We start from the raw sequence: 23,292 nt of genomic DNA, 5'->3' as shown, positions 1-23,292 counted from the left end.
CGTAGAATATCCGCTACTTTACCGAGTTTTACCAGGTTGCAAAAGCTAATTTCGAGAACATTATAATATATTATGACCAAAAAAAAAGCAGGACTGATCGCGTTGATCCTTTTTACTTTAGTAGCTGTGTTACATGTATTCAGCTTTGAGATCCGGCCTTTGCCGGACGCGCTGTTGTTTACTTCCCGTTGGGTGCTGATCGGCGCTTTATTCCTGTTTGCTTTTACAAAAAAATCCCTGACCACCTGGATACTCGTAGCGATGGCGCTGGGAGTGGAGATAGGGGTCGACTTTCCGGCATTCTCACAAAACCTGCAATTTCTTAGTAAGATATTCCTGCGGCTGGTCAAAACCATAGTTGCTCCATTATTGTTTGCCACGCTCGTCGTGGGCATCGCCAGCCACAGCAACCTGAAGCAGGTAGGCCGGATGGGATGGAAATCGCTGCTGTATTTTGAAGTAGTGACCACTTTCGCACTGATCATCGGGCTCATCTTTATTAATCTGACGCAAGCCGGCTCAGGCATTGTGGTTCCCGAAGCGCTGTTACATGATCTGCCAACAGCCGTTCCCAAGACCTGGCAGGATCATATCATTGACATTTTTCCTGAAAACATCATCAAGTCCATCTATGAAGGCAACGTATTACCGATTGTAGTATTCAGCGTGATATTCGGTATAGCGCTCGCCATGTTGTCGGAGCAGCGCAAGCGCCCGCTCATCGAGTTTACCGAAAGCCTGGCCGAGACGATGTTCAAGTTCACCAATATCATCATGTACTTTGCGCCTTTTGGCGTGGGGGCAGCCATTGCGGTAACAGTAGGTCACCTGGGAATTGATATCTTAAAAAACCTCGCTTTGCTGCTGGTCACTTTATACCTTGCTCTTTTTTGTTTCCTCCTGTTTGTGTTGCTGCCGGTGGCGCTCTTTATTGCCAAAATACCGGTAAAGAAATTTATCCAGGCTGTGCGGGAGCCGGTGTCCATCGCCTTTGCCACTACCAGCTCCGACTCCGCCTTGCCCAAGGCTTTGGAAAACATGGAAAAATTTGGCGTGCCCCGCAAGATCGTATCCTTTGTAATACCCACGGGTTATACATTCAATCTCGATGGTACTACTCTGTACTTATCCCTGGCTTCTATATTTGTGGCCCAGGCGGTAGGTATCGATTTCTCTTTCGGTGAGCAATTGCTGATCGGTTTATCCCTGATGCTTACGAGCAAAGGGGTGGCCGCTGTACCGCGGGCTTCACTGGTGATTTTGATTGCTACAGCTCACACCTTTGGACTACCTTTGTGGCCCATTATGGCCATTTACGGGATCGATGAGCTGATGGACATGGCCAGAACGAGTGTCAATGTGATGGGAAATACCTTAGCCAGTTGCGTAATTGCCAGGTGGGAAGGGGAATTTGATGATCTTAAAGCGCAGACATTCACCGATCAGTAGAAATTAGATAATATTTATCAGGGTGTCATAAACTATTTATGCAGATGTTTGTTGATACCCTCGGCTGCCCAAACCGGTTGTAGCTGCTTAAAAAATTGGAACAGAACGATAAAACAAAGTCATGATTGAGTTATTGAGCACAGCATTTCAGTGGACAGATTTACTACAACCACAGTGGTATATTGAGAATGGCGGTTTATGGCTGTTGTTATTTGTTGTATTCGCAGAAACAGGCTTATTCGCCGGCTTCTTCCTCCCGGGAGATACCCTGTTGTTCGTAGCAGGTATTTATGCGCATAAGATCGGTGAGGGTGTTACAGCCCAGCCAGGCCTTGCTTACCAGTTCATGAAACTATTTGGACTCGGGCATATCCAGAATGAGTGGGTCGACCTGATTGTTTTGTGGGCGTTGATTTCGTTCTGCGGTATTGTTGGGAATATGGTAGGTTACTGGACGGGACGCAAGGTAGGTCCGGCTATGTACAACTGGAAAGAAAACTTCTTCTTCAAAAGAAAATACCTGGAGCAGGCGCACGATTTTTACGAAAAGAACGGTGGCGGCGCGATCATCGTCGCGCGATTCCTTCCTTTTATCAGGACCTTTGCGCCGATCATCGCCGGTATTGTACACATGGAGCGTGCGAAGTTCATGTTCTATAATATTGTCGGCTGTGTAGCCTGGGTGTTCAGTATGATCTTTGCCGGCCACTTCCTGCAAAAATGGCTCATGAGCGCTTTCGGGTTCGACTTAAAAGAACACCTTGAAATCATCATTATCGGCATCGTGGTCATCACCACGCTTCCAGTGATCCTGAAGATCGTCAAAGGCGGTAAAAAAAGTAAGGAGACATTGATCCAGGAAGCCCGCGAAGAAAGAATCGATAATATCATTGAAGAGAAGCAAAAGGATTAATCATTCCCTTTTCACTGACCTTATGATCTAATGCGTGATGATGGTGCTACCTTATAAGATCTGAAGCAGGTTCTTTCCGATCTGATCAATCGTCATACAGATGATCTCTGCCGGCGCTCCGTCGAATACTTTCTTACGCTCGATAACCTGATCCCCCGACAAAATACAATAAAACATAGTGCCGACAGGCTTATCCGGGGACTCGCTTCCGCCGGGCGTTGTTAAACCGGTAATGGCTACCGAGATATCAGCCGGTATCAGGGATTTGATCTGTTTAGCCATTTCGCGGGTGACTTCCGGCGATTCCGCTGTATATGTTTCGATCAGCTCAGGGCTGATCCGGAGCAGGTCTTTTTTTACACAAGCATCGTAACATACCAGACCGCCTTTCAGCACATCACCCGAGTAATCAGTCCGCGAAAACTCATACGCCAGCCTCCCTGCGGTGGCGCTTTCGGCAAACACAATCGTTAGCCCCCGTTCAGAAAGGAGGCGGCTGCACTCTTCAATCAATACATTATTCATCGCTTTCATTCTTTTCAAGGTTATGACTTTTGCTTTTGTGCAGATCGTCGGCAGAGTCGATAGAGTGGGAGCGGTGAATGTCTCCTTCTTTCTCTGCCCTGTCTGCAATCCGCTGGTAAAACTGGTGGAGCGTATCCAGCTCCTCTTCGGTCAGGTCTTCAATATCCACCATCCGGTTGCTGGCCCGGTGACTGGCCGCGATCAGTTCGTTCAATTTTAATTGAATCGCTTTGCTGTCTTTATTTTGTGTCTTTTGGATCAGGAATACCATCAAAAAGGTAACAATCGTTGTGCCCGTGTTGATGACCAGTTGCCAGGTATCTGAAAATCCAAAAATAGGGCCGGATATCACCCAAACGAGGATGGTTCCTGCTGCGATGCCGAAGGCCCAGGAAGATCCGGTCCATAACGTGATTTTGTTCGCTATTTTTTCGAAGCCGCTTTTTTTCTTCATAGTTTTTTTATTTTAACACCCTTTGAAAACCGCGTATTATTTGCTCAACAGGGTACCATTTTCCCCTATGCAGGCGTCAGTACCGGTGACCTACGGCGTGTCGGTATCTCTATGCATTATTGCCGATCCCGGAAAGTTTCATAGTCGGTTTTGTGCTGCTGACAGCGTTTCGTTTTTAAGAAACCCACCACTGTAACGGCTCGCGTTCGTGGTATTGCAGATATCATTAAAGTGTTCAACAGATGTTGACCTTCTTCCGTTAGCATTTATATTGCTATCATCCGGGGCTTCTTCCCCAAAACGATCAATAACGATGCCAGTGTAAAGGCTAATCCGCCCTCGCCCAGGGATATAAATATTTTATAAATGGCTATATCACTGGAATGGATTTTTAGTTAGTTTTACTGAATGAGTGATTTTGAATTATCTCCTGGGGAAGAAAAGCAAGCATTACTCGCGGCCATCATTGACTCATCCGAAGATGCCATTATCAGTAAGACGCTCCAGGGAATCATTATCAGTTGGAACGCGGCGGCAGAGCGCTTGTTTGGTTACCGGGAATCGGAGGCGATCGGAAACCATATCTCTATGATCATACCGGCCGGCCGGCTGCATGAAGAGGAGTATATCATCGGCGAGGTGAGCAGTGGTCGGCGGATACAACATTTTGAAACCATCAGGAAGACCAAGGGGGGAGCGGAGATTCCCTTGTCGCTTTCCATATCGCCGGTAAAAGACAGCAACGGACGTGTGATCGGTGCGTCCAAAATTGCCCGTGACATCACCGCTCAGAAAAAGGCAGCCGAGAAGCAAAATATGCTGGCCGCCATCGTTAATAATACAGACGATGTGATTGTCAGCAAAACTTTGAAAGGGATCATCACGAGCTGGAACAAGGCAGCCGAAAGGCTTTTTGGCTATACGGAAAAAGAAGCCATTGGCCAGCATATCTCCCTGATCATTCCTGAAGATCGTTTGCCTGAAGAGGATTATATCATGGGCGAGATCACCAGGGGTAATAATATTGTCAACTTTGAAACGTTGAGGGTCTGTAAAAGCGGTGTGTTGATCCCGATCTCGCTGACCATTTCCCCGATCCTGGATGAAAAGGGAGCTATTATTGGTGCTTCGAAGATCGCGCGCGATATTACCGAGCGCCTGGCAGTATTGGAGGAAAAGGAACGGTTATACGCCGAAGTGAAACGATTGAATGAGCGAAAAGATGAGTTTATCGCCATGACGACCCATGAGCTCAAGACGCCCATCACTTCATTGAGTGGATTTCTGCAGCTGCTGAAGGCGCACAAAGAGGACGCTGTTACCGCCGACCGGCTGGTAAACCGGTGCATCAAACAGGTGGATAAATTGTCCTTGCTGATCAACGATCTGCTGGAGTTTTCACAGGCGAGCGCCGATCAGTTGCGGCTCCGCTGTGCCCCTTTTGATGTGATTACCTTGTTAAAAGATATCCTCGAATCCTATAAAGGCATAGCTTCGCATACTCTTGAGTTTCAGGGGCCTGACGAGCTCCCGTTAGAGGCGGATGCGCTTCGGCTGGAACAGGTGATTGTAAACCTGATTTCCAACGCCATTAAGTACTCTCCGGGCGGCGGCGTGGTAAAAGTTGAGGCAGGTGACAGAGATGGCAATGTTTTTGTTAGTATAACGGACAATGGACTAGGCATATGTCCGGAACTGATAGGTAATCTGTTCAGCCAGTTCTACCGGGCTGTGGAGCCGTCCCATAATATTCCGGGATTAGGGATGGGTTTATTTATATCAAAACAAATTATTGAACGTCATAACGGTACAATCAGCGTGAAAAGCGAAAAAGGAAAAGGCTCCACTTTTGAGTTTATACTTCCTAAGTATTCACAAAAGACCAATTTAAAGCAGGAAGTTGATGAAATATAAAAATGTTGTAGTAGTTGAAGATGACATGGACATTCGCGAGGTGATCTCCCTGGTGCTGGACGGGGATTCCTACAAGCTAACCATGTGTCCCACTGCCAGTGCTTTCAACGCGGAGATGACCAAAGGCCTGCCCGATGTCATCGTCCTGGATATCATGCTTCCCGATGGAAACGGGATGGACATCTGCCAGCAGATAAAAAATGATCCGGACGCCCGCCATGTGCCGGTGCTGCTCATGTCTGCACATCAAAACGAATCAACATTGAAAAGCGGCGCCAACGCTTTTATCGCCAAACCTTTCAATATTGACTCATTCAAGTCGATGGTTGAAAGTTTCCTTTAGGTATATCAATGATGTAGCTTATTAGCCTTTCCTGTAAGACAGACCCGGATAGAGCTCCTGTTTTTGAACAAGCCTGGTCAGGCTTCGTTTAATAGCCGCAAAGTAAGATCGTCCCTATGCCCGCCGTAAAACCTGTTAAGCACTTTTTCGAATAACGGCTCTGCCGGAGCCACCTGCGCAAACAACGTCATAGAAGATCTTAATTTCATACTATCAATGCTTCCAAAAATGCGCACAGGATCGCTCGTTTCCAGCGCCAGTAACTCTTTACACAGGTTTAAAAGCCTGGGGCCTAATACAGGGTCCTTCAGATAAGTGACCGCTTCGTCTTTTCCCTGGATCGCGAAAAATGTTGCTGTCTGGCTGCGGCCCAGGCCCGACAATTGGGGAAAGATGAACCACATCCAGTGGCTCATCTTTCGCCCGCTTTTGATTTCCCTCAGGGCTGTTTCATACATACCTTCCTGCGCGTCCAGGAACCTGGACAAGTTGCTTGTGTGATTCATCGTTGATTGGATTTTAAGGCCCAGGCCACCAGCAATGGCTGCATCAAGAGGCGCGCGAATCTTTTCTTATTAGTGTTCAACCCGAAAGCGCTTTTCTTGTTTTGATACTGTGCTACATTGCCGGGAAATACGCCAACAAAAAAAGCAGCAGCAATACGCCCCACGATCTGCCGGTAGGGCTGCGGCGCCGCAATGACGGCCGTTCCCAAAGCGATCTCTGCGATCCCGGAGCCGATCACTACCGTGTCTTTCTTAAGGAGCAGGCTTTTGGGCACCTGCGCCCGGAAGGGTTTTCTCCCGATGGTCAGATGGCCAATTCCGGCTCCGATCAACATGGCGCCTAAAGTGATCCTGGATAAATAATTTTTATTCATTTGTGTGCTCATAGTAAATAAGGTTTAATAGTATTTGTAGGTGTTTAATGATCAATGGGCAATCAGCACTGGTGCCGCTTTAGAATAACAGTGCTTTTCGTCCGCTGCCAGCAGTGAAAGATGTTTGCTGATAATAGGTGGATTACCTGCTGCTACTACGTCCCAGCAGCTTCCATACTGCCAGGCCCGCCAGCATCATTAGGGCCGTGGGGACGGCTTTAGGGATCTTAGGAAGCAGGGTCTTGCCATGAACGCCCATATTGCCGCCCGATGGCTGTAGTACATTGCCCGGGCTGTCTTCGTCTTTGTTGGCCACTTTCATGATGCCTCTCATGGCCATCGCAGATAGTCCGCGGATCAGGCCCGGGGTAAACTGGTAGAGCCTTTTAGAAATAAAAGAAAACCAATCAGGGTACGTTGCCTGCGTGGGATGAAGCGCCACCCTTACTATGGCATGGGCCAGATCGTGGGGGTCAAACGCCGGTGGCGGCGTGCTTAATTTAATGCCCGAATAATTCGCTGCATGTTCGATGCCCGCTGATTGCTGGAAGCCCGGATACATCGCACAGATATGAATATCAGGATAGGCCGAAAACTCTGCCTGTAGTCCTTCTACCAATCCGCGTATGCCAAACTTCGATGCGGTGTAGGCAGTGCCATATGGTGCAGGCATCCATCCGCCAATCGAAATATTATTGATCAATACGCCTTTTCCCTGCTTCTTGAAAACAGGCAACACTGTATGTGCTGCATGCACATAGCCCATCAGGTTGATCCGGATGATCTGATCGATCACCTCGATAGGCGTGTCTTCAAAAGGTCCGAAGGATAATACCCCGGCGTTGCTCACCCAATAATCGATACGGTTATTGAGTTTCAAAGCCTCTGTCGCCAATAGTTGTACTTCGGAAGCGACGGATACATCGGTAGGTACTGCCATCACTTTTACGCCCGACAGCCGGCAGATAGAAGCTGCGAACTCTAAAGACTCTTTCCCTCTTGCTGCCAGCACCAGGTTAGCGCCACATTTAGCAAATGCCTGTGCAGTGGCTTTGCCTACACCGCTGGAAGCGCCGGTGATCACTACCGTCGCGCCTTTCAGCCGATGTTCTTTTCTTGTGTTGTTCATGCTGTATTAACTTTCAAAATTCAGACCATAAAGGCATTGGCAATCATAGAAAATAGAAAGACGCCGGAAGTTGAAAAGTTAAAGGGGTTGTGGCGGCGCAGACGCAGATGTGTTTATGCACGAATGCGCCCTGTTGCCTGTAGACTGCAAGGGGATTTTGTTCAGGAAACATATGCAGCCTTTGTACGGGCAGGGGGGCGTGGTTCGTCTGACTCTGCCCGAAAGGTGCAGGCGGGCGGGGCGGTCAGGCCAGTTGTATGGTTCGTGGTATTGCCTTCTCGTCGTTGTGGCTGCTCTGGAGATTGACTTAAGAGTTCTGAAATGCCAGTTTTACCAGGGCTCACCAACTTTTCTATACACTTCCAGTTTTTTAATAATTAAATCCTTATATGCCGGATACTCCTGTGTATTAAAGGCTCGAAACATACCTTTTTGATATTTTTGGGCTTCTGTTATAGTGATAGGCGTTTGCCATTCTATATAAAAATAATAAGCAGTATCATCGTAGTTTGCGGTATCCCGGTAAAAAAACTGGTGATGAGGTTCAATAGACATATTAGAATGTGCAATACCACCCCATATCGATTGTGGTTTCAGTGTTAACGCGTTGTATAATAAAGAAAAAGGTTTACCTATATAATCACTACGATGCTGGTTGATCCATTCTTGCTGCGCTTGTTGTGCTGCTTCCGTTTGAGCCCAAGTAATACCACTGAACAGGAGCATGTGCAAGAGAATTAAGATCGTCTTTTTCATCATAAACCAGAATTTTATAGATAGAGACCCGTTGTCTCAAGGGGCATTTCGTTATGTTTTTTTAAGCACTTTTTAGCTATTTCAAACGGGCGCTTGCGACCACATTGTTTATGATAACGATCGGTGTGCAGCAGACTCGTATTGATGTCCAAAAACGCGAGGGTTAACAAACGCGACTTTTAGAATCGAATATTGATTTAGTCTTCGTGGTTTACCAGGGTTCGCCCACTTTTCTATATACTTCGAGCTTCTCAATGATTAGATCCTTATAGGCTGGATACTCCTGTTGATTAAAAGCTCGAAACATATCTTTTTGATATTTTTGAGACTCTGCTATAGGGATGGGAGTTTGCCAAGTGATATAAAAAAAATAGGCTGTATCATCATAGTTCGCTGTGTCGCGATAAAAGAATTTATGAGTGGGTTCAATAGACATATCAGAATGTGCAATCCCTCCCCACACTGATTGCGGTTTAAGTGTTAACGCGTTGTATAATAAAGAAAAAGGTTTACCTATATAATCACTACGATGTTGATAGATCCATTCTTGCTGCGCTTGTTGCGCTGCCTCCGTTTGAGCCCAAGTAATACCACTGAACAGGAGCATTTGCAAGAGAAATAAGATCGTCTTTTTCATCATAAACCAGAATTTATAGATAGATACGCGTTGTCTCAATGGGCATTTCCTAATGGTTTTTTTAAGCACTTTTTAGCTATTTCAAACGGGCGCTTGCGACCGATAGCGATCGGTGTGCAGCCGACTCATACCGATGTCCAAAAACCCGAAGGTTAACAAACGCGACTTTTCGAATCGAATATTAATTTAGTCTTCGTGGTTTACCAGGGTTCGCCCACTTTTCTATATACTTCGAGCTTCTCAATAATTAAATCCTTATAGGCTGGATACTCCTGTGTATTAAAAGCACGAAACAAATGTTTTTGATATTTTTGGGCTTCCGTTCTAGCGATAGGAGTTTGCCATTCTATATAAAAGTAATAAGCAGTATCCTGATAATTAGCCGTATCCCTGTAAAAAAACTGGTGATCAGGTTCAATAGACCTGTTAGAATGAGCAATCCCTCCCCGCACTGATTGTGGTTTCAGCGTCAACGCACTATACAGCAAAGAAAAAGGTTTACCTATATAATCACTACGATGTTGGTAGATCCATTCTTGCTGCGCTTGTTGTGCTGCTTCCGTTTGAGCGCAAATAATATCGCTGAATAGGCGCATATGCAAAAGAATTAAGATCGTCTTTTTCATCATAAACTAGACCTTTTATAGACAGGTACCCGTTGTCTCAAAGGGCATTTCGTTATGTTGTCTTCAATACGGGATTTCAAGGAACACTTTGCCTTGCCAATCGATTTGCTTTGCCTGACTCCAATCGAGCCTAACGATTGAAGATCCTCCTTGAACATTAATCGCCATCGTTTCATTTTTATAGACACCTCCAGAAGCATGAAGCCAATCCCGAATCTTTTCTGCATCAGCCGACACATTAGTGAGATTTTGAGGGCTGGAACTGACGTCATACCGTCGGCAAGACGCAATACAGGCCAATAATGAAAAAAAGAATAGTATTCTCACAAGTAAGTTGGTAGAACTCATTGAAGTAATTAATTTAAGGTTGAAGGCATATAAGTTTGGGCTCGAGACATGAAAATAAGCAACGAGTATTAAATCTCCAAATTATTATCACTTCATGGTGAATTTATCAGTCGACTGACTAAACTAAAAACTCTCAAGGATTATATTGATCCATCTTGTTCAAAACCTTCAAGTATTCCGTTCTTACCGCTCGTCAAGATCAAAACGGCTACTGAGATTTTTCCGTTCCGGTTTATTTCCGTTCGGCTGGTTGAGGGAGATTGGGAGGTGAGAGCGTTTTAGAGGTACGTTGGAAATAATTTTGTGAAATAACAAAAAGGCTCCCCGTTGAAACAGGGAATCCTTACTTAAACTAATTGCCTATGAAAATCGGTAAACTTATTTAGGTGCAATGTCGGCGTCTGTGATGGCGATCGTGCAAATTGCTTTATATCCTTTCCATTTATTACCTGTCTTTGGGTGCCTCCACATACTCATGTCCGCTAAATTCTTAGTTACTTTCAAATCCTCCCGGGACGGTATTTCAACTGAAATTTGCCCATCTCCCAACGGCGGCTCACATTTATTCGCTCCTGAAACACCTAGCCCACCGTACTCATAGATAATTTTTTCACTATTTGAAGGAACTCGTACCTTCTGGTTCACAAGGATTTCGTAATATGATTCATTCTCTACGATCATCTTATAGTCATTGTAAGGATCGCATGAAATGAAACCGAAAGATAAGATTACTGACAAATAAAGGTGCAACCGATTTATTTTCATATTTTTAAGTATTATTAATAACCATATGACATTCGTAATGAGTCATATCCTGCTGAAGTATTACCTAAGCCGGACGGCAAAAAAGATTTCAATTTTGCCATCAATGATGCTGCAGTCGTTGTGTTTCAATCCATTTGACTATAGATGATACCAATTGAATACCCTTGAATATTGTCCGTTAGGTTATCATTGAGATTATTGTCTTCGTTATAGTCGTTATCATCGCAAATATCTTGTAAAAAACCGGGAGGAATATGTTCATTATCAAAGGTTCGCAGCTCGCAAGGAAAATATCCGCTAATGGACCAGGAATCCTTACTAAACTAATTACCTATGAAAATCGGTAAACTTATTTAGGTGCAATGTCGGCGTCTGTGATTACCGTACGACATTCAATTTCTGTTTTACGTGCGCCCGCATCCTTTTTGGAAGTCCAGCTTGCATCTGTATTTAAATCTTTTGCCACTTTTAACATTGCGTTGTACAATCTCGACGGAAAGGGAGTCTACCTCAATTCTAGCACATTGCCCTTCTGCGTAGAAAAGATCACTTGAAGAATTAAACTCAAAAATAGTGGCCTGACTATTTGAAGAGACCAAAAAAACTTCCCTAAGCTTTCTAGAAGGTCGTTCACCAAACAAGCTAATTTTAAGCTCATGCGTCGATCATTTTCAACGATTTTTTTAGAATTAAAGTCTCGACTACAGCCAATCAATGTCAATGAGTAATAGCAAGAATGTTGAATATGTATGCTTTCATAAAAGTATTTTACATATGAATTAATATCCGTAGGACGCTCTTAATAAATCAAAGTTTGCAATGTATTGCCAGATGGAAATCGCTGAAACTACTTAGTTGCAATGTCGGCGTCTGTTATTGTTAACTTACATTCTACATCAATACCGTTAGAGCTTGATTTTTTCGAGAACACCCAATTGTTACTGTTGGAAGCGTTTTTTGTAACTTTCAAGTTGTTATTGTTTGGAATAACGATGGCTACAGAGTCGTTATTTGAAAAAATGCAATTTTCTGAACTTGCATAGAGCGGTCCGCTTTTAGACGTGAGATTTTCAATTACAGTTTCACTATTCATTTCGATAGTATAACTTTCCCTTTCTTTTCCGGAGTAAGGTTTATCAAATATCAAAACCTTAATACTCTTTGTCGAAGAATTCTGAATTATCTTCCTTGAGTTTGAAGATTTATCACAAGCAAATAACAAAACAGAAACTAATAGGCAAATTCCAATAACAGGCTTATTCATATTTTGAAGTTTTAATATCCATAGGAGGCTCTTAATGCATCATAGCCGGTCAACGTATTAATCGGAGTAGTATTGTTAGGCAAATTATTTCTAAGTTTATTTATCAAAGTAGCTGGTGAGGAAGTACTGCCATCCAAATACCCATATATTGTTCCGATTGAATATCCGCTAACTGTATCAAGAACTGTAATAGTCTCATTCAATACTGATTCTGCAGCCTGGTTGTAATCGTTATTATCGAGCAAATCATGTAAAAAGCCTGCTGGAATATGCTGCCAATCGAAAATACTTCGCGTCTCAGCTCCTCTGTTCTCACCTACGGCATACCAGCTATTATTAAAAACTGACGCTCCGTGATTGCCAAAAAATTCGGTGATTTGACTATGCGCATTGGGACCATATCTCCTATGCGCATACTCCCTCCCCATAAAATATCCCCACATTTCTATTAAATCGGTGCGCTCGACGCCAGGATCACCGGCGAGACCATAAGGATTTCCCCTTCCAACTCCATAGTCTGCAATGTACTTAATATTGTTTATCCACATTTCGGTAGTCGTCTTTCGATAATGGCTGGCATGCGCAAACTCATGATAAGCAATTTCCTTTATTTTATCTGTCGCAAAATCTCCTAATGTTGTTGTACCGGCCCATTTGTATCCGATGATAACATCCGGTGCGCTGGGCGCTAAAATACCTGCCAGGCCACCCACGCGGGTGTTTAGATAGTTGGTCACCGCAGCCGCATCCCAGATATTCCTGTTTTTTAAGTCATTCAGCATAGGCGTCGAGGCAGCCTCCGCAAAGGGTGTTACCAATATCTTGATATTGTCAGGTGGAGGAAGTATGCCATCATCAGCCGCGTATTCGTCAAATTCATACAGCGCGTTATTTACTGTAGCAGCTACATAGTACTTGGTATCGTCTCCATCGTTGCTCGTGTGCCGCTCATAGGAGATGTCAGCATTATTCATTCGTTCAGCAATATTGCCGTAAATATGTAACAGCGGTTTGGTATATTGATCTATAACTGTCCGATTCATTCCTCTTATTTCCTTTCTGTCGCTTGTAAAAACAACATTTTGAATTACGGGAAGGCGAATGCCAAAGGGCAATCTAAACCCTCTAATTGATCCGGTAGCTTTGAAGCAGCCAAACCGGTTGGTTTGAGCGATTACCCGTTGACCATTTGGACCCAATATTTCTACCTTAACGTCTGCCACACCTTCGTAAGCCACTCCGCCATTGCCCCATTGCGTTTCTTCAACGGTAATCCTTCCGCTCGGGTAATTGACGTCCGTATTTCTGCTACAACTATTATAAGTAACCGTATTGGGTACAGGGCGCGGGTCAGCCGGCCGCAAGGGAGTGGGCGCTGGTGGTGGTGGCGGCGGTGGCGGTGGTGGTAGTGGGGGTGTGCCCTGACAGTCAATGTCATTAATGAGCTGCTGGTTGCCTACACCAGTGCGATCTTCGTATAGAGCATCATTCCATTGATCACAATATGCCGGCAATAGAGGTATATTGATATTTCTTGGTATTGTGGCCTCACCAGCGCTGGAAAGCAAGTTGATATCCTTACCAGCGGCCGCAAACGCCATTTGAGCACCACGGCTTTCAAGATCCAACATCATCACCGTGTCCAAAATTTCATAAGGACAGTTAGGCTTCAGTTTATGATATGGTAAAAAGGTATACAGGGAGGTATAGTCGATTTTGCTGATGTCCAATGAATCGGTCGCGAGAGGATATGGATAAGTGGGAATATGGGCCGATTCCAGGGCATCCATATGTGCCTGAGTCTGCGGTTTAAATCGCATGTAAAGATGTGAAGGCACGATTTGCGATTCTCCGCCAGTCACCGAACGAGCTGAGGTAAGTTTGCGAAGATTCGACAAACTAAATGCGAAATCTCCTTTTTGATAGTCTCCGGTCTTCGCTTGTACCGGTTGCTCCACCGGAGCATTTTCATATTTATTACAGCTTATCAACAACACTGCAAAAGCAGCGCTGACGAGCAAAATGGCATTTTTCATCTTGATTTGAATTTTGATTTAAAAAAGCAGATTGTTTCATTGGTCACAGTTAATGGTTTTGGAAATGACATTGTAAATATATATTATGCTTTCTTCATGCGAACACTTTCACCAATCGTTTGGGCCTGCGAAAACCACCTTTTAGCAGATACAATTACACATACTTCATAATACTTCCCTATCTATACCCGGTCTTCTGCTTTGCCCTCCGCTCGAATGCTTTGTCCCCTGGTCGAAAGATCGGGGGTGTTATTTTGCGTCAATGATAGTCTGCGCTTTCGGCAATGATCAAGCCCCTCCATGGATGACCTGCTCCGTTACAGGATCAAAGCCAAAGCGCTGCTCTTAGAACTTTATACCAAGATCCTCGATGAATTAGTGAACTGCGCTCAACCAGGAACATGACCAAATTTGCTGTCTGACTTCCTTACCCATATTATACAGGCGTCGAACTACCTGATGAGAGGACGAATCATCAACTACGCTATTGGGTCATACGTGCATTGCCTTCGTCGTTACAGTTCGCCCTAACGTTTACACACGCGGGGAGATTTTATTTAGAAGGACCTTTTGGTACTTGTACGAGCGCGAGTGGCTTTTTGCTGGTCAGACCCGGGACGCTCGCCTGTACCTTTCGGGTAGGGTCAGACCAGGCATATGATCCGGCCATCCGTGGCATTGATCGCATTTTTTATGCGTCGCTATTATGTTTAGGGGCCGCAAATGGCATAATCCTTGCCTATCATCTGTTAATAGCCCTAAACAAAGTATCATGTCTGTTGGATATGGACGAATCAATAACCTACAATCATACAAATTATACAGTGTTTGGTAATATCAGTCAGGAGACAGTATCATGCAGGCGGTGATCAATGGGCGATTCATAAGTTGTTCTCTAAACCTATTTAAAATAAACGATTATGTGCTACAAATACGGAATTGAAATCTGCCAGGACGTTCTCACTTATCTTTCAGAGAACCGGTTTGATCAGGCGTTATCAGAGATAGAAGTGATGGAGCAGGAAGATGTTTCAGACAATCACTACCAGGAAATTAAAGACCTCCTGCATAAATATTATTTCTACGAAGACATCATCGTTGATAATAATACGGAAGCGGTCGCCGTGCAGGAACCCGCCACCACCACCAGTTTGCCGGATATATTGAAAGATCTTTGTTTCCGCATCATGCATTTCAACCAGGATCACTTACACACCGATACAGACACCAAGTGTTGACATAAAGGCGAAGCCAACCAAAAAGGTTGGCTTCTTTGTATCGCTACGATTTGTTATGCGCTGCTATGCCCACGGATCCATCACCACTTTTACACAGCCGTCCTCTTTTTGCTTGAAGATCTCGTATCCATGATCCACCTGCGACAGGGACAACCGATGCGTAATGATATCATCCAGCTTCACTCTTCCTTCCACCACATAATTCAATAGCGTATCGATGTACTTGTGTGCAGGCGCTTGCCCACCTTTCAGCACAATACCTTTATCAAAAAATTGCCCCACCGGAAAGTTATCGTAATGTGCAGGGTATACGCCCAACACAGATACAATACCTCCGCGGCGTACAGCGCTCATGCAAGCTTCCAGTACTTTGGGTGAACCTTTTTCAAAGTTCACTACGGCTTTCGCCCGGTCCCAGATATTCCGATCAGGCTCAAAACCAACCGCATCAATACATACATCGGCACCTCGTCCTTCAGTCAGATCGCGGATCTGTTGTACCACGTCTTTAGAGCCGTCATTCCATAACACGGTATCACACTCAGCGACCTGGCTCGCTTTATTTAAACGGTACTCGACGGTGTCTACGATGATCACTTTCCCGGCATTGCGTAAGTGTGCTGACTTCAGTGCCATCATGCCCACAGGCCCCGCACCAAAAATCGCCACGCTCTCACCGCCTTTCAACTCGCCCCAATCAACGCCGGTATAACCTGTAGGGAATATATCGGTGAGAAATAATACCTGTTCGTCCGTCAGGTTGTCCGGCACTTTCCGCGGACCATAGTCTGCATAAGGGACTCTTACATATTGCGCTTGTCCGCCATCATAACCACCATACAGATCTGTGTAGCCAAATAAGGCGCCGCCTTTCTCTGAGACGAGGCCGCCTTCCGGTCCGTAGTTTTCCGGGTTGCTGTTTTCGCAATGTCCCGGCAGGTGATGATCACAGAAAAAACAGTGGCCACAGGCTACGGGAAATGGAACCACTACGCGGTCGCCGCGCTGCAGGTTTTTCACGTTTTTGCCGACCTCTTCTACAATGCCCATGAACTCATGCCCGAGCACCATGTTTCGTGGTTGAGGAATGCCTCCGGAATAGATATGCAGATCTGATCCGCAGATGGCGGTGGAGGTTACTTTTAATATAATGTCTCGCTCGGTTTGTATCGTGGGATCATCGACGGTGTCGAATTTTATAGATCCCGGTCCATGTATAACTGCTGCTTTCATGGGATAGTGTCATTTAGAGGGTGATGAAAATTATTATAGTAAGCCTATGTGTCTGCAGGCTTTTGTGTGTTTTTCATGTTGTCGGCTGCGGCGCTGTCCGGCATCATATTGCTCATCGCGACGTTCATTTTATTTTTGAAGCCGGATACCACCTTGTCGTCATCGTTCATCAATGCGCGATACCCGTCTTGTGCAACATCTGCCGGATTGGAGAGTTTGCTTTTGTCCTGAACCGCTTTGGATTCAGTCATCTCTGCTTTATTAAAAAAGTCGGTATCCGTTGCGCCCGGCAGCAGTGCGGTCACTACGATCCCTTTATCTTTCACCTCGCTGCGGAGCGCTTCTGTAAAGGATTGCACAAATGCCTTCGTGCCGTGATATACGGATTGCCAGGGACCGGGTGTTTTCGCGGCGATAGAGGACAGGTTCAGGATCCTGCCGCTGCCTTGCAGCAACATATCCTGCAGGTACAGTTTTGTTAATACAATCAGTGAAGAGATGTTTAACTGCACAATAGCGAGTTCACGGTCTACATCCGTGTCTTCAAACAAACCGTATAGTCCCTGGCCGGCATTGTTCACGAGAATATCGATGTATAGATTTTGCTCCTTTGTTTGGCGATGAAGTTCAAATGCCGCCGATGGGTTGAACAGGTCTTTCGCGATCGTTACGACATCCACACCGGTGGTTTCCAACTGCACTTTCGCCTGGTTCAGCTCGGCTTCATGCCTGGCTACCAGCACAAGGTTATGCCCGTTGATGGCAAACTGTTTGGCCAGCTCAAAGCCAATGCCCTGGCTGCCTCCGGTAATAAGTACATATTTTTTCAGATCATTCATATCATATATTTTAGGTGATTCGATTAGGGATTTTCGCTATGCGGCATATCGACGGGCTTCGATTCGGGAGACCCTTTTTCTCTGAGCCAAATGGATAATAACACTAAAGACGCCACCGCCAGGAATTCACTTTGCCAGTTTTGAAAAGACTCAAACCAGAAACGGGGACCTGTAATGTACTGCTGCCAGGTTTCCGGTGACAGCCCCTTTTCTAACCGGTCCTCGTTAGCATCTTTCAGGCTTCCTGCAAAATGCAGACAGAGGCTAATGATGAAGAGCAGGGCAAACGCGATAGACAAAGAGTGCTTGTATAACGCCAGCCACCAGCCTCCTTTTTTAACCGGCCAGGGTGCATTGGGATGAGGTTCCGGCTCTTTATCTACATCCTCTTCGCCTTCTAATCCTTTGGACTCGCTGGAACCTTTCTGGCGAAGGAAAACGGTCAGCATTACATACAATGCCATTTGTAAGAATTCACTCTCCCAGTTCTCAAACGTTGCCTGGATAAAATGCCCGCTGGTCGCGTATTCGCGGAGTGCTATCACCGGTCGTCCTTCTTCGCGGCGTTGCTCATTGTCTGTCTTCCAGCCGGAAATGAACTGGGCTACTAAAAAAAGTAACATCAAGGTGAGCAGTACAATGCTCAGACTATTCCGATAAAAGAAACTGCTTCGACGCATATATATTCTGGCTTTAATGATAAAAAGCTATCTTAAGGCTGAACACACTTACCTGTACCGGTCACCGGCATAACTGTTACTTCAGCAGCCCCGTGCCTGCCTGATGTGATGTATGTCGCACGTCTGTGTTGTTGTGCTTCAGACGATCTTTTCGTATTCGTAATTTCCCTTGATCCGGCTATTCAGGTACTGGCCTTTGGAAAAGGCTTTTTTCATTTCTTCGTACACCCCGGGAGGCACGTCCTTATAGAGGTATACTGACCCGGACACATATTGTATCCTTAAAGAAAGGGTAGAGGCATCATACTCGAATTTGGCTATGACGGTCGAAGGCATAGTGCGGATCAATTCCCCGTTGCTACTGCAACATGTGTGCCGAGGTGCATGCAGCATCAGCGAACCATCCAGTGCCGGCAGCACCAGCAAACCAGGCCAAACACGACATGTCCCAAAAAGATCAGCAAGAGGTAGCGCGTCTTGTGGACTACCAGCCTGTGGGCGCTCGCGAGGAGGGTGACGCGCCAAACCAACGCAGCAAGGACGCCGCATATAGCCCCCATCAGCAGGCCATATTCCAGGCGGTCTGAATTGGGGAAATAATGCCACAGGTAGAAAAAAATTGCTGCAAAGCCCACACCGATGGCATAATGAATGGCCACGCCAAAAGCCTTCTGAAGCGCGGGTGTTTTCATCATTAAAAGATTCCCAAGTATTCTCGGTACATTAAATGTCTCGGGACCTGCTGTGGATACCAGCCTGATGAAAAGGGTCATGGCCAATGTGCTGACTACACCGGCGATCAGGACCTTTACTAAAATCAGAAGGGTGTCGTTCATCATATGCCTGTACAAATTTTTTATTAACTGTTGAACCGGTCGTTCAACTCTTCTTATATTGACAATATTACTGCCAGTCTCAGACCTCCGTAAAAAAGAGCGTGTATCTTCGGTCTGAAACTACAGACGTCAGAACAGGCTCTTGAAAAGTATGACTGGTTATGACTAAGCCGGAACCTTGCGCTCCATCTCGCGTTCCCATGCGCGATGCTTTGCGATATCCGCGATAAAGGCTTTGGGATCACCTTTCAGTGAAACACCTGGACCATCCTTTACGTAAGTGGCATCGAAGAATACCCGGGATTGGGCGGACCCTCCAATCGCTTTGCAATGGCGATATTGCTCGTTTACAAAATGGACTGCATCCGGTTCGTTCAGCAACGCCTGGGCATGTTGTTCATTACCGGGGATATAAACAGCATCATGAAGCACAGAAGCCGTATTAAACAAGGTCATGTCCACAGCTACAGCCGAGCCGTCGCTGGCCTTGATCGTGCCTAACCTTGGACCGATCAGCTTCATCAATGCGCCGCCGTCTGCCAACGCTTTCTTCAATTTGTTCAGCTCTGATATATCCACGCCATCAGTGGCAATGACCGCTATCTGCCGGCTTTTGATCGTGTTCTTTACCGTGCCCGCCATGCTTAAAGCTTCGGATCGTGGAATAGAAGGTTCCTTTTTAATCGATTCAAAATCTTTAGGCTTGCCATCGGCCGGTATTGCGCCGTTCTGCACGGGCATTGCCTTTTTGGGTTTGGGCAGACCGAGTTGGTTTGCCACATAGCCCGCCAGGTCCAGATCGATATTTGACAGGTTGTTCAACATTCTCTCGCGGATCGCGGGAATCGTGCATTTTGATAGCTCGAAGCTCAGCGCATCTTTGATATGTTGTTGCTCCGGCTCACTCTGGCTGTTGTAAAAAAGTTTAGCCTGGCTGAAATGATCGAAGAAGCTTCTGCTCCTTCCGCGGATCTTGTGACCGTCGATCTTTTCCTGGAAGCTCGTGAAGCCGCCTTCAGCTGCTTTCGCCATATAAGGACATCCGCCGCCGATGCTGTTGGGCGTATAACTGGCCTTCCCTTTGTTGACTTGCATCCGCATATGTGCCTCACGCTGGTTGTTGTGTACGGGAACCACAGGGCGGTTGATGGGGATCTCATGAAAGTTAGGACTGCCCAGGCGGGACAGCTGTGTATCTGTATAAGAGAAGAGCCTTCCCTGCAACAGGGGATCATTGGTGAAATCGATGCCGGGAACGATATGCCCCGGATGAAACGCTACCTGTTCGGTCTCTGCAAAGAAGTTATCCGGATTTCTGTTCAGCGTCAATGTGCCGACACGTTGAACCGGTACTAACTCTTCAGGAATGATCTTGGTCGGGTCAAGCAGGTCGAAGTCAAATTCACGTTCGTCTGATTCAGGCACCAGCTGCACGCCTAATTCCCATTCGGGGAAATGTCCTTGCTCGATGGCCTCCCAAAGGTCTCTGCGATGAAAGTCCGGGTCTTTACCTGAAATCTTCTGTGCTTCATCCCATGCCACGGAATGTACGCCCAGCAAGGGTTTCCAGTGAAATTTTACAAAGGTGCTTTTTCCTTTTTCGTTGACCAGGCGAAAAGTGTGCACACCAAAACCTTCCATCATCCGGAGGCTGCGGGGAATCGCTCTGTCACTCATAGCCCACATGATCATGTGCGTGCTTTCCGGCATCAGGGAAATAAAATCCCAGAACGTATCATGTGCGGTAGCGGCTTGTGGCATTTCGTTGTCCTGCTCAGGTTTTGCTGCATGGATGAGATCCGGAAATTTCATCGCGTCCTGTATGAAGAAGACAGGAATATTATTGCCTACGAGGTCAAAGTTGCCTTCCTGCGTATAAAATTTTACGGCGAATCCTCTCACGTCACGCGCCAGATCGGTAGAGCCCCGGGAACCGGCCACTGTGGAAAACCGCACAAACACCGGCGTTTCTCGATGGGTGTCGGTTAAGAATCCGGCCTTTGTATAAGGCGCCAGCGAGGTGTGTAATTTAAAGACGCCGTGAGCTCCGGCGCCGCGGGCATGTACAATACGTTCGGGAATACGTTCGTGATCAAAGTGTGTCATCTTCTCACGGAAAATAAAATCTTCCATCAAAGTGGCTCCGCGCTCACCGCTACGCAGTGAGTTATGATCATCGTTGATCCTGACACCATGATCGGTGGTCATGATCTGTTCCGTGGCATCACTGGTATGCTTAGAAAGATCCAGGATCTTTTCATTGGCTACTTTCTGTGGCTGTTTTTGTTTGGGCATAGTTTACAAATTAAAAAATGAAAGATGGGGTGATAACGCCATGTATCGTTTACAATCAATTAAAGCATCATAATATTCTACAGGTCGATAACGGGATTCCCGACGAAGACAAATGAAGATCATTATGGGTTAGAGATCAGCACGTTTTCACTGTTTTCGAGATAGAGTTAATGGCAATTTCTATACCAACGCATGCGAAGCAAATTCCGGACGCGGACTGATTTATGTGGACTATGTGTGGAGGACCGGGACGATGGGGAAAAAGTTCCACAATGCGGTAAAAGTTGAAAGATATAAATGATTGAATATAGGGCGTTCTTTTTCCGGCATCTGTATTGTAGCTGAGATCCTGACAGCCCAGGACTCACAAAAAAAAATACTTAACAAAAAACAATTTGTTATGAACAAGCTTAGCCATGAAAGAAAAAGTCAGCCGGATGTTGGTCCTAAAGTATGGTTTACCGGAAAGAGTTTAGATTATCTCGGAGAAGTGAAAATGCCGGTTTCGCTGGAAGAGTGGGAGTGGCATGAAGGGCAGGTAGAGGGATATCCCTGTTGCATCATCACCGATAAGCGCCAGGAGGCAACGCAGGCGGCTGATAAATTCGGACGTTGATCAATACAAAGCCGAATAAAAGCTGAAAGGCACTGGATCAGTGCACTTTCAGTTTATTGTACAGCGTTTTCCTGTCGATATTCAGGATTGCTGCTGCTTTCGTTTTATTGTATTTGACGCGTTTCAACACTTCCATTATTTTAGTGAACTCTGCTTTCTGCGTTACCACTTTCAGGTTGGTAGCATTAGCATCGCTCTCTGACACGGTTAAAGCGTCAGGGTCTGATGCAGCTACATCCTTGAGCAACATCAATTCACTTTTTAACAGATCGGGATCAATCCCCGCGCCTTCCGGCGTGTACAGGCACAATCGCTTGATAATGTTTTTCAATTCCCGCACATTGCCCGGCCAGGAGTACTCCTGTATGATCTCCAGCGCCGCATCAGACAGTGGTTCTATCTTTTTGCCGAGGTCTTTCTCTGCCATTTCAATAAAGTAATTGGCGAATAGCGGCAGGTCTTCAACCCGGTCGCGCAGCGGCGGAACAATGATTGTAAATTCATTCAGCCGGTGAAATAAGTCGTCCCGGAATTTTTGCTCTTTTACGAGACTGTATAAATTCTGGTTGGAAGCGACAATAATACGTACGTCAACAGGCTCTTCTTTGCTGTTGCCGACTTTCCGGATACGACGTTCCTGTATGGCCCGCAATAACAAGGCCTGCACGTTGTAGGAAAGGTTGCCGATCTCATCAAGAAATAAGGTGCCCTTGTTAGCCAGCTCAAAGGCGCCAGCCTTCACATGATCAGCGCCGGTGAAGGCGCCTTTCTCATGCCCGAACAATTCGCTCGCTGCCAGCTCTTTGGACAAGCTGCCACAGTCAACGGCAATATAAGGCCCGGATGCCCGGGTACTTTCATCGTGTAGCAAACGGGCCAGGCGTTCTTTACCTGTACCGGTTTCGCCAATAATGATAACATTGTAATTGGTGGGAGCGATAAGGCTGAGATTGGTATAGAGCATCTCTGCAGCCTGGCTTTTCCCTTTTACGTAAGTCGCTTCCGTAGTTTCTGTGCGCCTGGCTTGCGAAGCGGCTACAGGCTTGGCTTTGCGCGTAAATACATTATCAATCAATTCCAGGATCTTTTCGGGAAGCAATGGCTTCTCGAGATAATAAAAAGCGCCTGTCTTCATCAGATCTACTGCCACCTGCACACTGGCATAGCCGGTGATAAAGATGACAGAAGTGTTGGGCTGAACTGCTTTGATCTTTTCAAACATTTCTTTGCCCTGTATGTCATTCAAAACATAGTCGCAAAAAATGAGATCAAATTCTTTGGTTTGCAACAGCCGCAACGCTTCTTTCCCGGAGAGTGCCGTTGTTGTTTCGTAGTGATGCTTGGTGAGAAACGTGGAAAGTAACTTGCAGGTCGCGACATCATCATCAATGATCAATATCTTCTTCATTATGGATGGGGTTTGGAGGGTTCTACTTATTCAGTACTAAACCGTAAGTAACGCAAAAATTGTCGATTAAACAAATTAAAAGGCGTCTATTAACAAATGTCTAAGAAA

24 protein-coding genes are annotated in these 23,292 nt (G+C 45.9%); 6 read left to right on the top strand and 18 right to left on the bottom strand.

Features of this window, described 5'->3' with window-relative positions:
* Nucleotides 1-72: 72 nt before the first annotated feature.
* Both ACU37H_RS02860 and ACU37H_RS02855 read left to right on the top strand, forming a co-directional pair.
* Complete coding sequence (locus tag ACU37H_RS02860; protein ID WP_472702851.1) at nt 73-1,449, top strand: dicarboxylate/amino acid:cation symporter; 1,377 nt, start codon at nt 73-75, stop codon at nt 1,447-1,449.
* Between the two features lie 121 nt (nt 1,450-1,570).
* Nucleotides 1,571-2,362 (top strand): DedA family protein, encoded by a 792-nt coding sequence (locus ACU37H_RS02855; protein WP_472702850.1) that lies wholly within the window; start codon nt 1,571-1,573, stop codon nt 2,360-2,362.
* Nucleotides 2,363-2,413: 51 nt separating this feature from the next.
* Here ACU37H_RS02855 and ACU37H_RS02850 read toward each other — a convergent pair whose 3' ends face one another.
* Nucleotides 2,414-2,896 (bottom strand): CinA family protein, encoded by a 483-nt coding sequence (locus ACU37H_RS02850; protein WP_472702849.1) that lies wholly within the window; start codon nt 2,894-2,896, stop codon nt 2,414-2,416.
* Nucleotides 2,880-3,341 (bottom strand): low affinity iron permease family protein, encoded by a 462-nt coding sequence (locus ACU37H_RS02845; protein ID WP_472702848.1) that lies wholly within the window; start codon nt 3,339-3,341, stop codon nt 2,880-2,882. Before ACU37H_RS02845 ends, ACU37H_RS02850 begins: the two co-directional genes overlap by 17 nt.
* A 408-nt stretch (nt 3,342-3,749) precedes the next feature.
* Here ACU37H_RS02845 and ACU37H_RS02840 point away from each other — a divergent pair, with 408 nt between their 5' ends.
* Together ACU37H_RS02840 and ACU37H_RS02835 are read left to right on the top strand one after the other, a co-directional pair.
* Complete coding sequence (locus ACU37H_RS02840; protein ID WP_472702847.1) at nt 3,750-5,255, top strand: PAS domain S-box protein; 1,506 nt, start codon at nt 3,750-3,752, stop codon at nt 5,253-5,255.
* Entirely contained in the window at nt 5,245-5,598 is a 354-nt protein-coding gene (locus ACU37H_RS02835; protein ID WP_472702846.1) for a response regulator transcription factor, read from the top strand. Before ACU37H_RS02840 ends, ACU37H_RS02835 begins: the two co-directional genes overlap by 11 nt.
* 77 nt (nt 5,599-5,675) lie before the next feature.
* On the opposite strand, the gene ACU37H_RS02830 is transcribed toward ACU37H_RS02835, so the two are convergent.
* From ACU37H_RS02830 to ACU37H_RS02790, 9 genes are all read right to left on the bottom strand, one after another.
* Nucleotides 5,676-6,104, bottom strand: coding sequence for a DUF1810 domain-containing protein (locus tag ACU37H_RS02830; protein WP_472702845.1), 429 nt, complete (start codon nt 6,102-6,104; stop codon nt 5,676-5,678).
* Nucleotides 6,101-6,490, bottom strand: a complete 390-nt coding sequence (locus ACU37H_RS02825; protein ID WP_472702844.1) for a DoxX family protein — start codon at nt 6,488-6,490, stop codon at nt 6,101-6,103. Before ACU37H_RS02825 ends, ACU37H_RS02830 begins: the two co-directional genes overlap by 4 nt.
* Before the next feature lie 130 nt (nt 6,491-6,620).
* Entirely contained in the window at nt 6,621-7,607 is a 987-nt protein-coding gene (locus ACU37H_RS02820; RefSeq protein WP_472702843.1) for an SDR family oxidoreductase, read from the bottom strand.
* Nucleotides 7,608-7,937: 330 nt separating this feature from the next.
* Nucleotides 7,938-8,366 (bottom strand): hypothetical protein, encoded by a 429-nt coding sequence (locus ACU37H_RS02815; protein WP_472702842.1) that lies wholly within the window; start codon nt 8,364-8,366, stop codon nt 7,938-7,940.
* Between the two features lie 208 nt (nt 8,367-8,574).
* Nucleotides 8,575-9,003 carry a hypothetical protein gene (locus ACU37H_RS02810; protein WP_472702841.1) on the bottom strand — a complete coding sequence of 143 codons (429 nt, stop codon included), beginning with the start codon at nt 9,001-9,003 and terminating at the stop codon, nt 8,575-8,577.
* 197 nt (nt 9,004-9,200) lie between these two features.
* Nucleotides 9,201-9,629, bottom strand: coding sequence for a hypothetical protein (locus ACU37H_RS02805; RefSeq protein ID WP_472702840.1), 429 nt, complete (start codon nt 9,627-9,629; stop codon nt 9,201-9,203).
* Nucleotides 9,630-10,352: 723 nt separating this feature from the next.
* On the bottom strand, nt 10,353-10,655 hold the full coding sequence (locus ACU37H_RS02800; protein WP_472702839.1) for a hypothetical protein: 303 nt from the start codon (nt 10,653-10,655) through the stop codon (nt 10,353-10,355).
* Between the two features lie 931 nt (nt 10,656-11,586).
* Nucleotides 11,587-12,003, bottom strand: a complete 417-nt coding sequence (locus ACU37H_RS02795) for a hypothetical protein (protein WP_472702838.1) — start codon at nt 12,001-12,003, stop codon at nt 11,587-11,589.
* A gap of 11 nt (nt 12,004-12,014) precedes the next feature.
* Nucleotides 12,015-14,039, bottom strand: a complete 2,025-nt coding sequence (locus tag ACU37H_RS02790) for a hypothetical protein (protein WP_472702837.1) — start codon at nt 14,037-14,039, stop codon at nt 12,015-12,017.
* A 920-nt stretch (nt 14,040-14,959) separates the two neighbouring features.
* On the opposite strand from ACU37H_RS02790, the gene ACU37H_RS02785 reads away from it, so the two are divergent.
* Nucleotides 14,960-15,277 (top strand): hypothetical protein, encoded by a 318-nt coding sequence (locus tag ACU37H_RS02785; protein ID WP_472702836.1) that lies wholly within the window; start codon nt 14,960-14,962, stop codon nt 15,275-15,277.
* A gap of 63 nt (nt 15,278-15,340) precedes the next feature.
* Here the strand turns inward: ACU37H_RS02785 and ACU37H_RS02780 are convergent, their stop codons facing one another.
* The 6 genes from ACU37H_RS02780 to ACU37H_RS02755 all read right to left on the bottom strand — a co-directional run bounded on the left by ACU37H_RS02780 (nt 15,341) and on the right by ACU37H_RS02755 (nt 21,160).
* The gene (locus ACU37H_RS02780) at nt 15,341-16,510 is read right to left on the bottom strand and encodes a zinc-dependent alcohol dehydrogenase (RefSeq protein ID WP_472702835.1); all 1,170 of its coding nucleotides are present in this window, start codon (nt 16,508-16,510) and stop codon (nt 15,341-15,343) included.
* Between the two features lie 44 nt (nt 16,511-16,554).
* A complete protein-coding gene (locus ACU37H_RS02775) occupies nt 16,555-17,349 on the bottom strand; it encodes an SDR family NAD(P)-dependent oxidoreductase (protein WP_472702834.1) in 795 nt (264 codons plus the stop codon).
* 23 nt (nt 17,350-17,372) lie between these two features.
* A complete protein-coding gene (locus tag ACU37H_RS02770) occupies nt 17,373-18,029 on the bottom strand; it encodes a DUF6766 family protein (RefSeq protein ID WP_472702833.1) in 657 nt (218 codons plus the stop codon).
* A 138-nt stretch (nt 18,030-18,167) separates the two neighbouring features.
* Complete coding sequence (locus ACU37H_RS02765; RefSeq protein ID WP_472702832.1) at nt 18,168-18,365, bottom strand: KTSC domain-containing protein; 198 nt, start codon at nt 18,363-18,365, stop codon at nt 18,168-18,170.
* Nucleotides 18,366-18,421: 56 nt separating this feature from the next.
* A complete protein-coding gene (locus tag ACU37H_RS02760) occupies nt 18,422-18,868 on the bottom strand; it encodes a DUF6789 family protein (RefSeq protein ID WP_472702831.1) in 447 nt (148 codons plus the stop codon).
* A gap of 162 nt (nt 18,869-19,030) precedes the next feature.
* Nucleotides 19,031-21,160, bottom strand: a complete 2,130-nt coding sequence (locus ACU37H_RS02755; protein ID WP_472702830.1) for a catalase — start codon at nt 21,158-21,160, stop codon at nt 19,031-19,033.
* Between the two features lie 400 nt (nt 21,161-21,560).
* Here ACU37H_RS02755 and ACU37H_RS02750 point away from each other — a divergent pair, with 400 nt between their 5' ends.
* A complete protein-coding gene (locus tag ACU37H_RS02750) occupies nt 21,561-21,776 on the top strand; it encodes a hypothetical protein (protein WP_472702829.1) in 216 nt (71 codons plus the stop codon).
* Between the two features lie 37 nt (nt 21,777-21,813).
* Here the strand turns inward: ACU37H_RS02750 and ACU37H_RS02745 are convergent, their stop codons facing one another.
* Entirely contained in the window at nt 21,814-23,184 is a 1,371-nt protein-coding gene (locus ACU37H_RS02745; RefSeq protein ID WP_472702828.1) for a sigma-54-dependent transcriptional regulator, read from the bottom strand.
* Between the last annotated feature and the right edge of the window lie 108 nt (nt 23,185-23,292).

Source organism: Niabella sp. ZPM-14, assembly GCF_055693045.2.
This window is presented reverse-complemented; position numbering and strand designations above follow the sequence as displayed.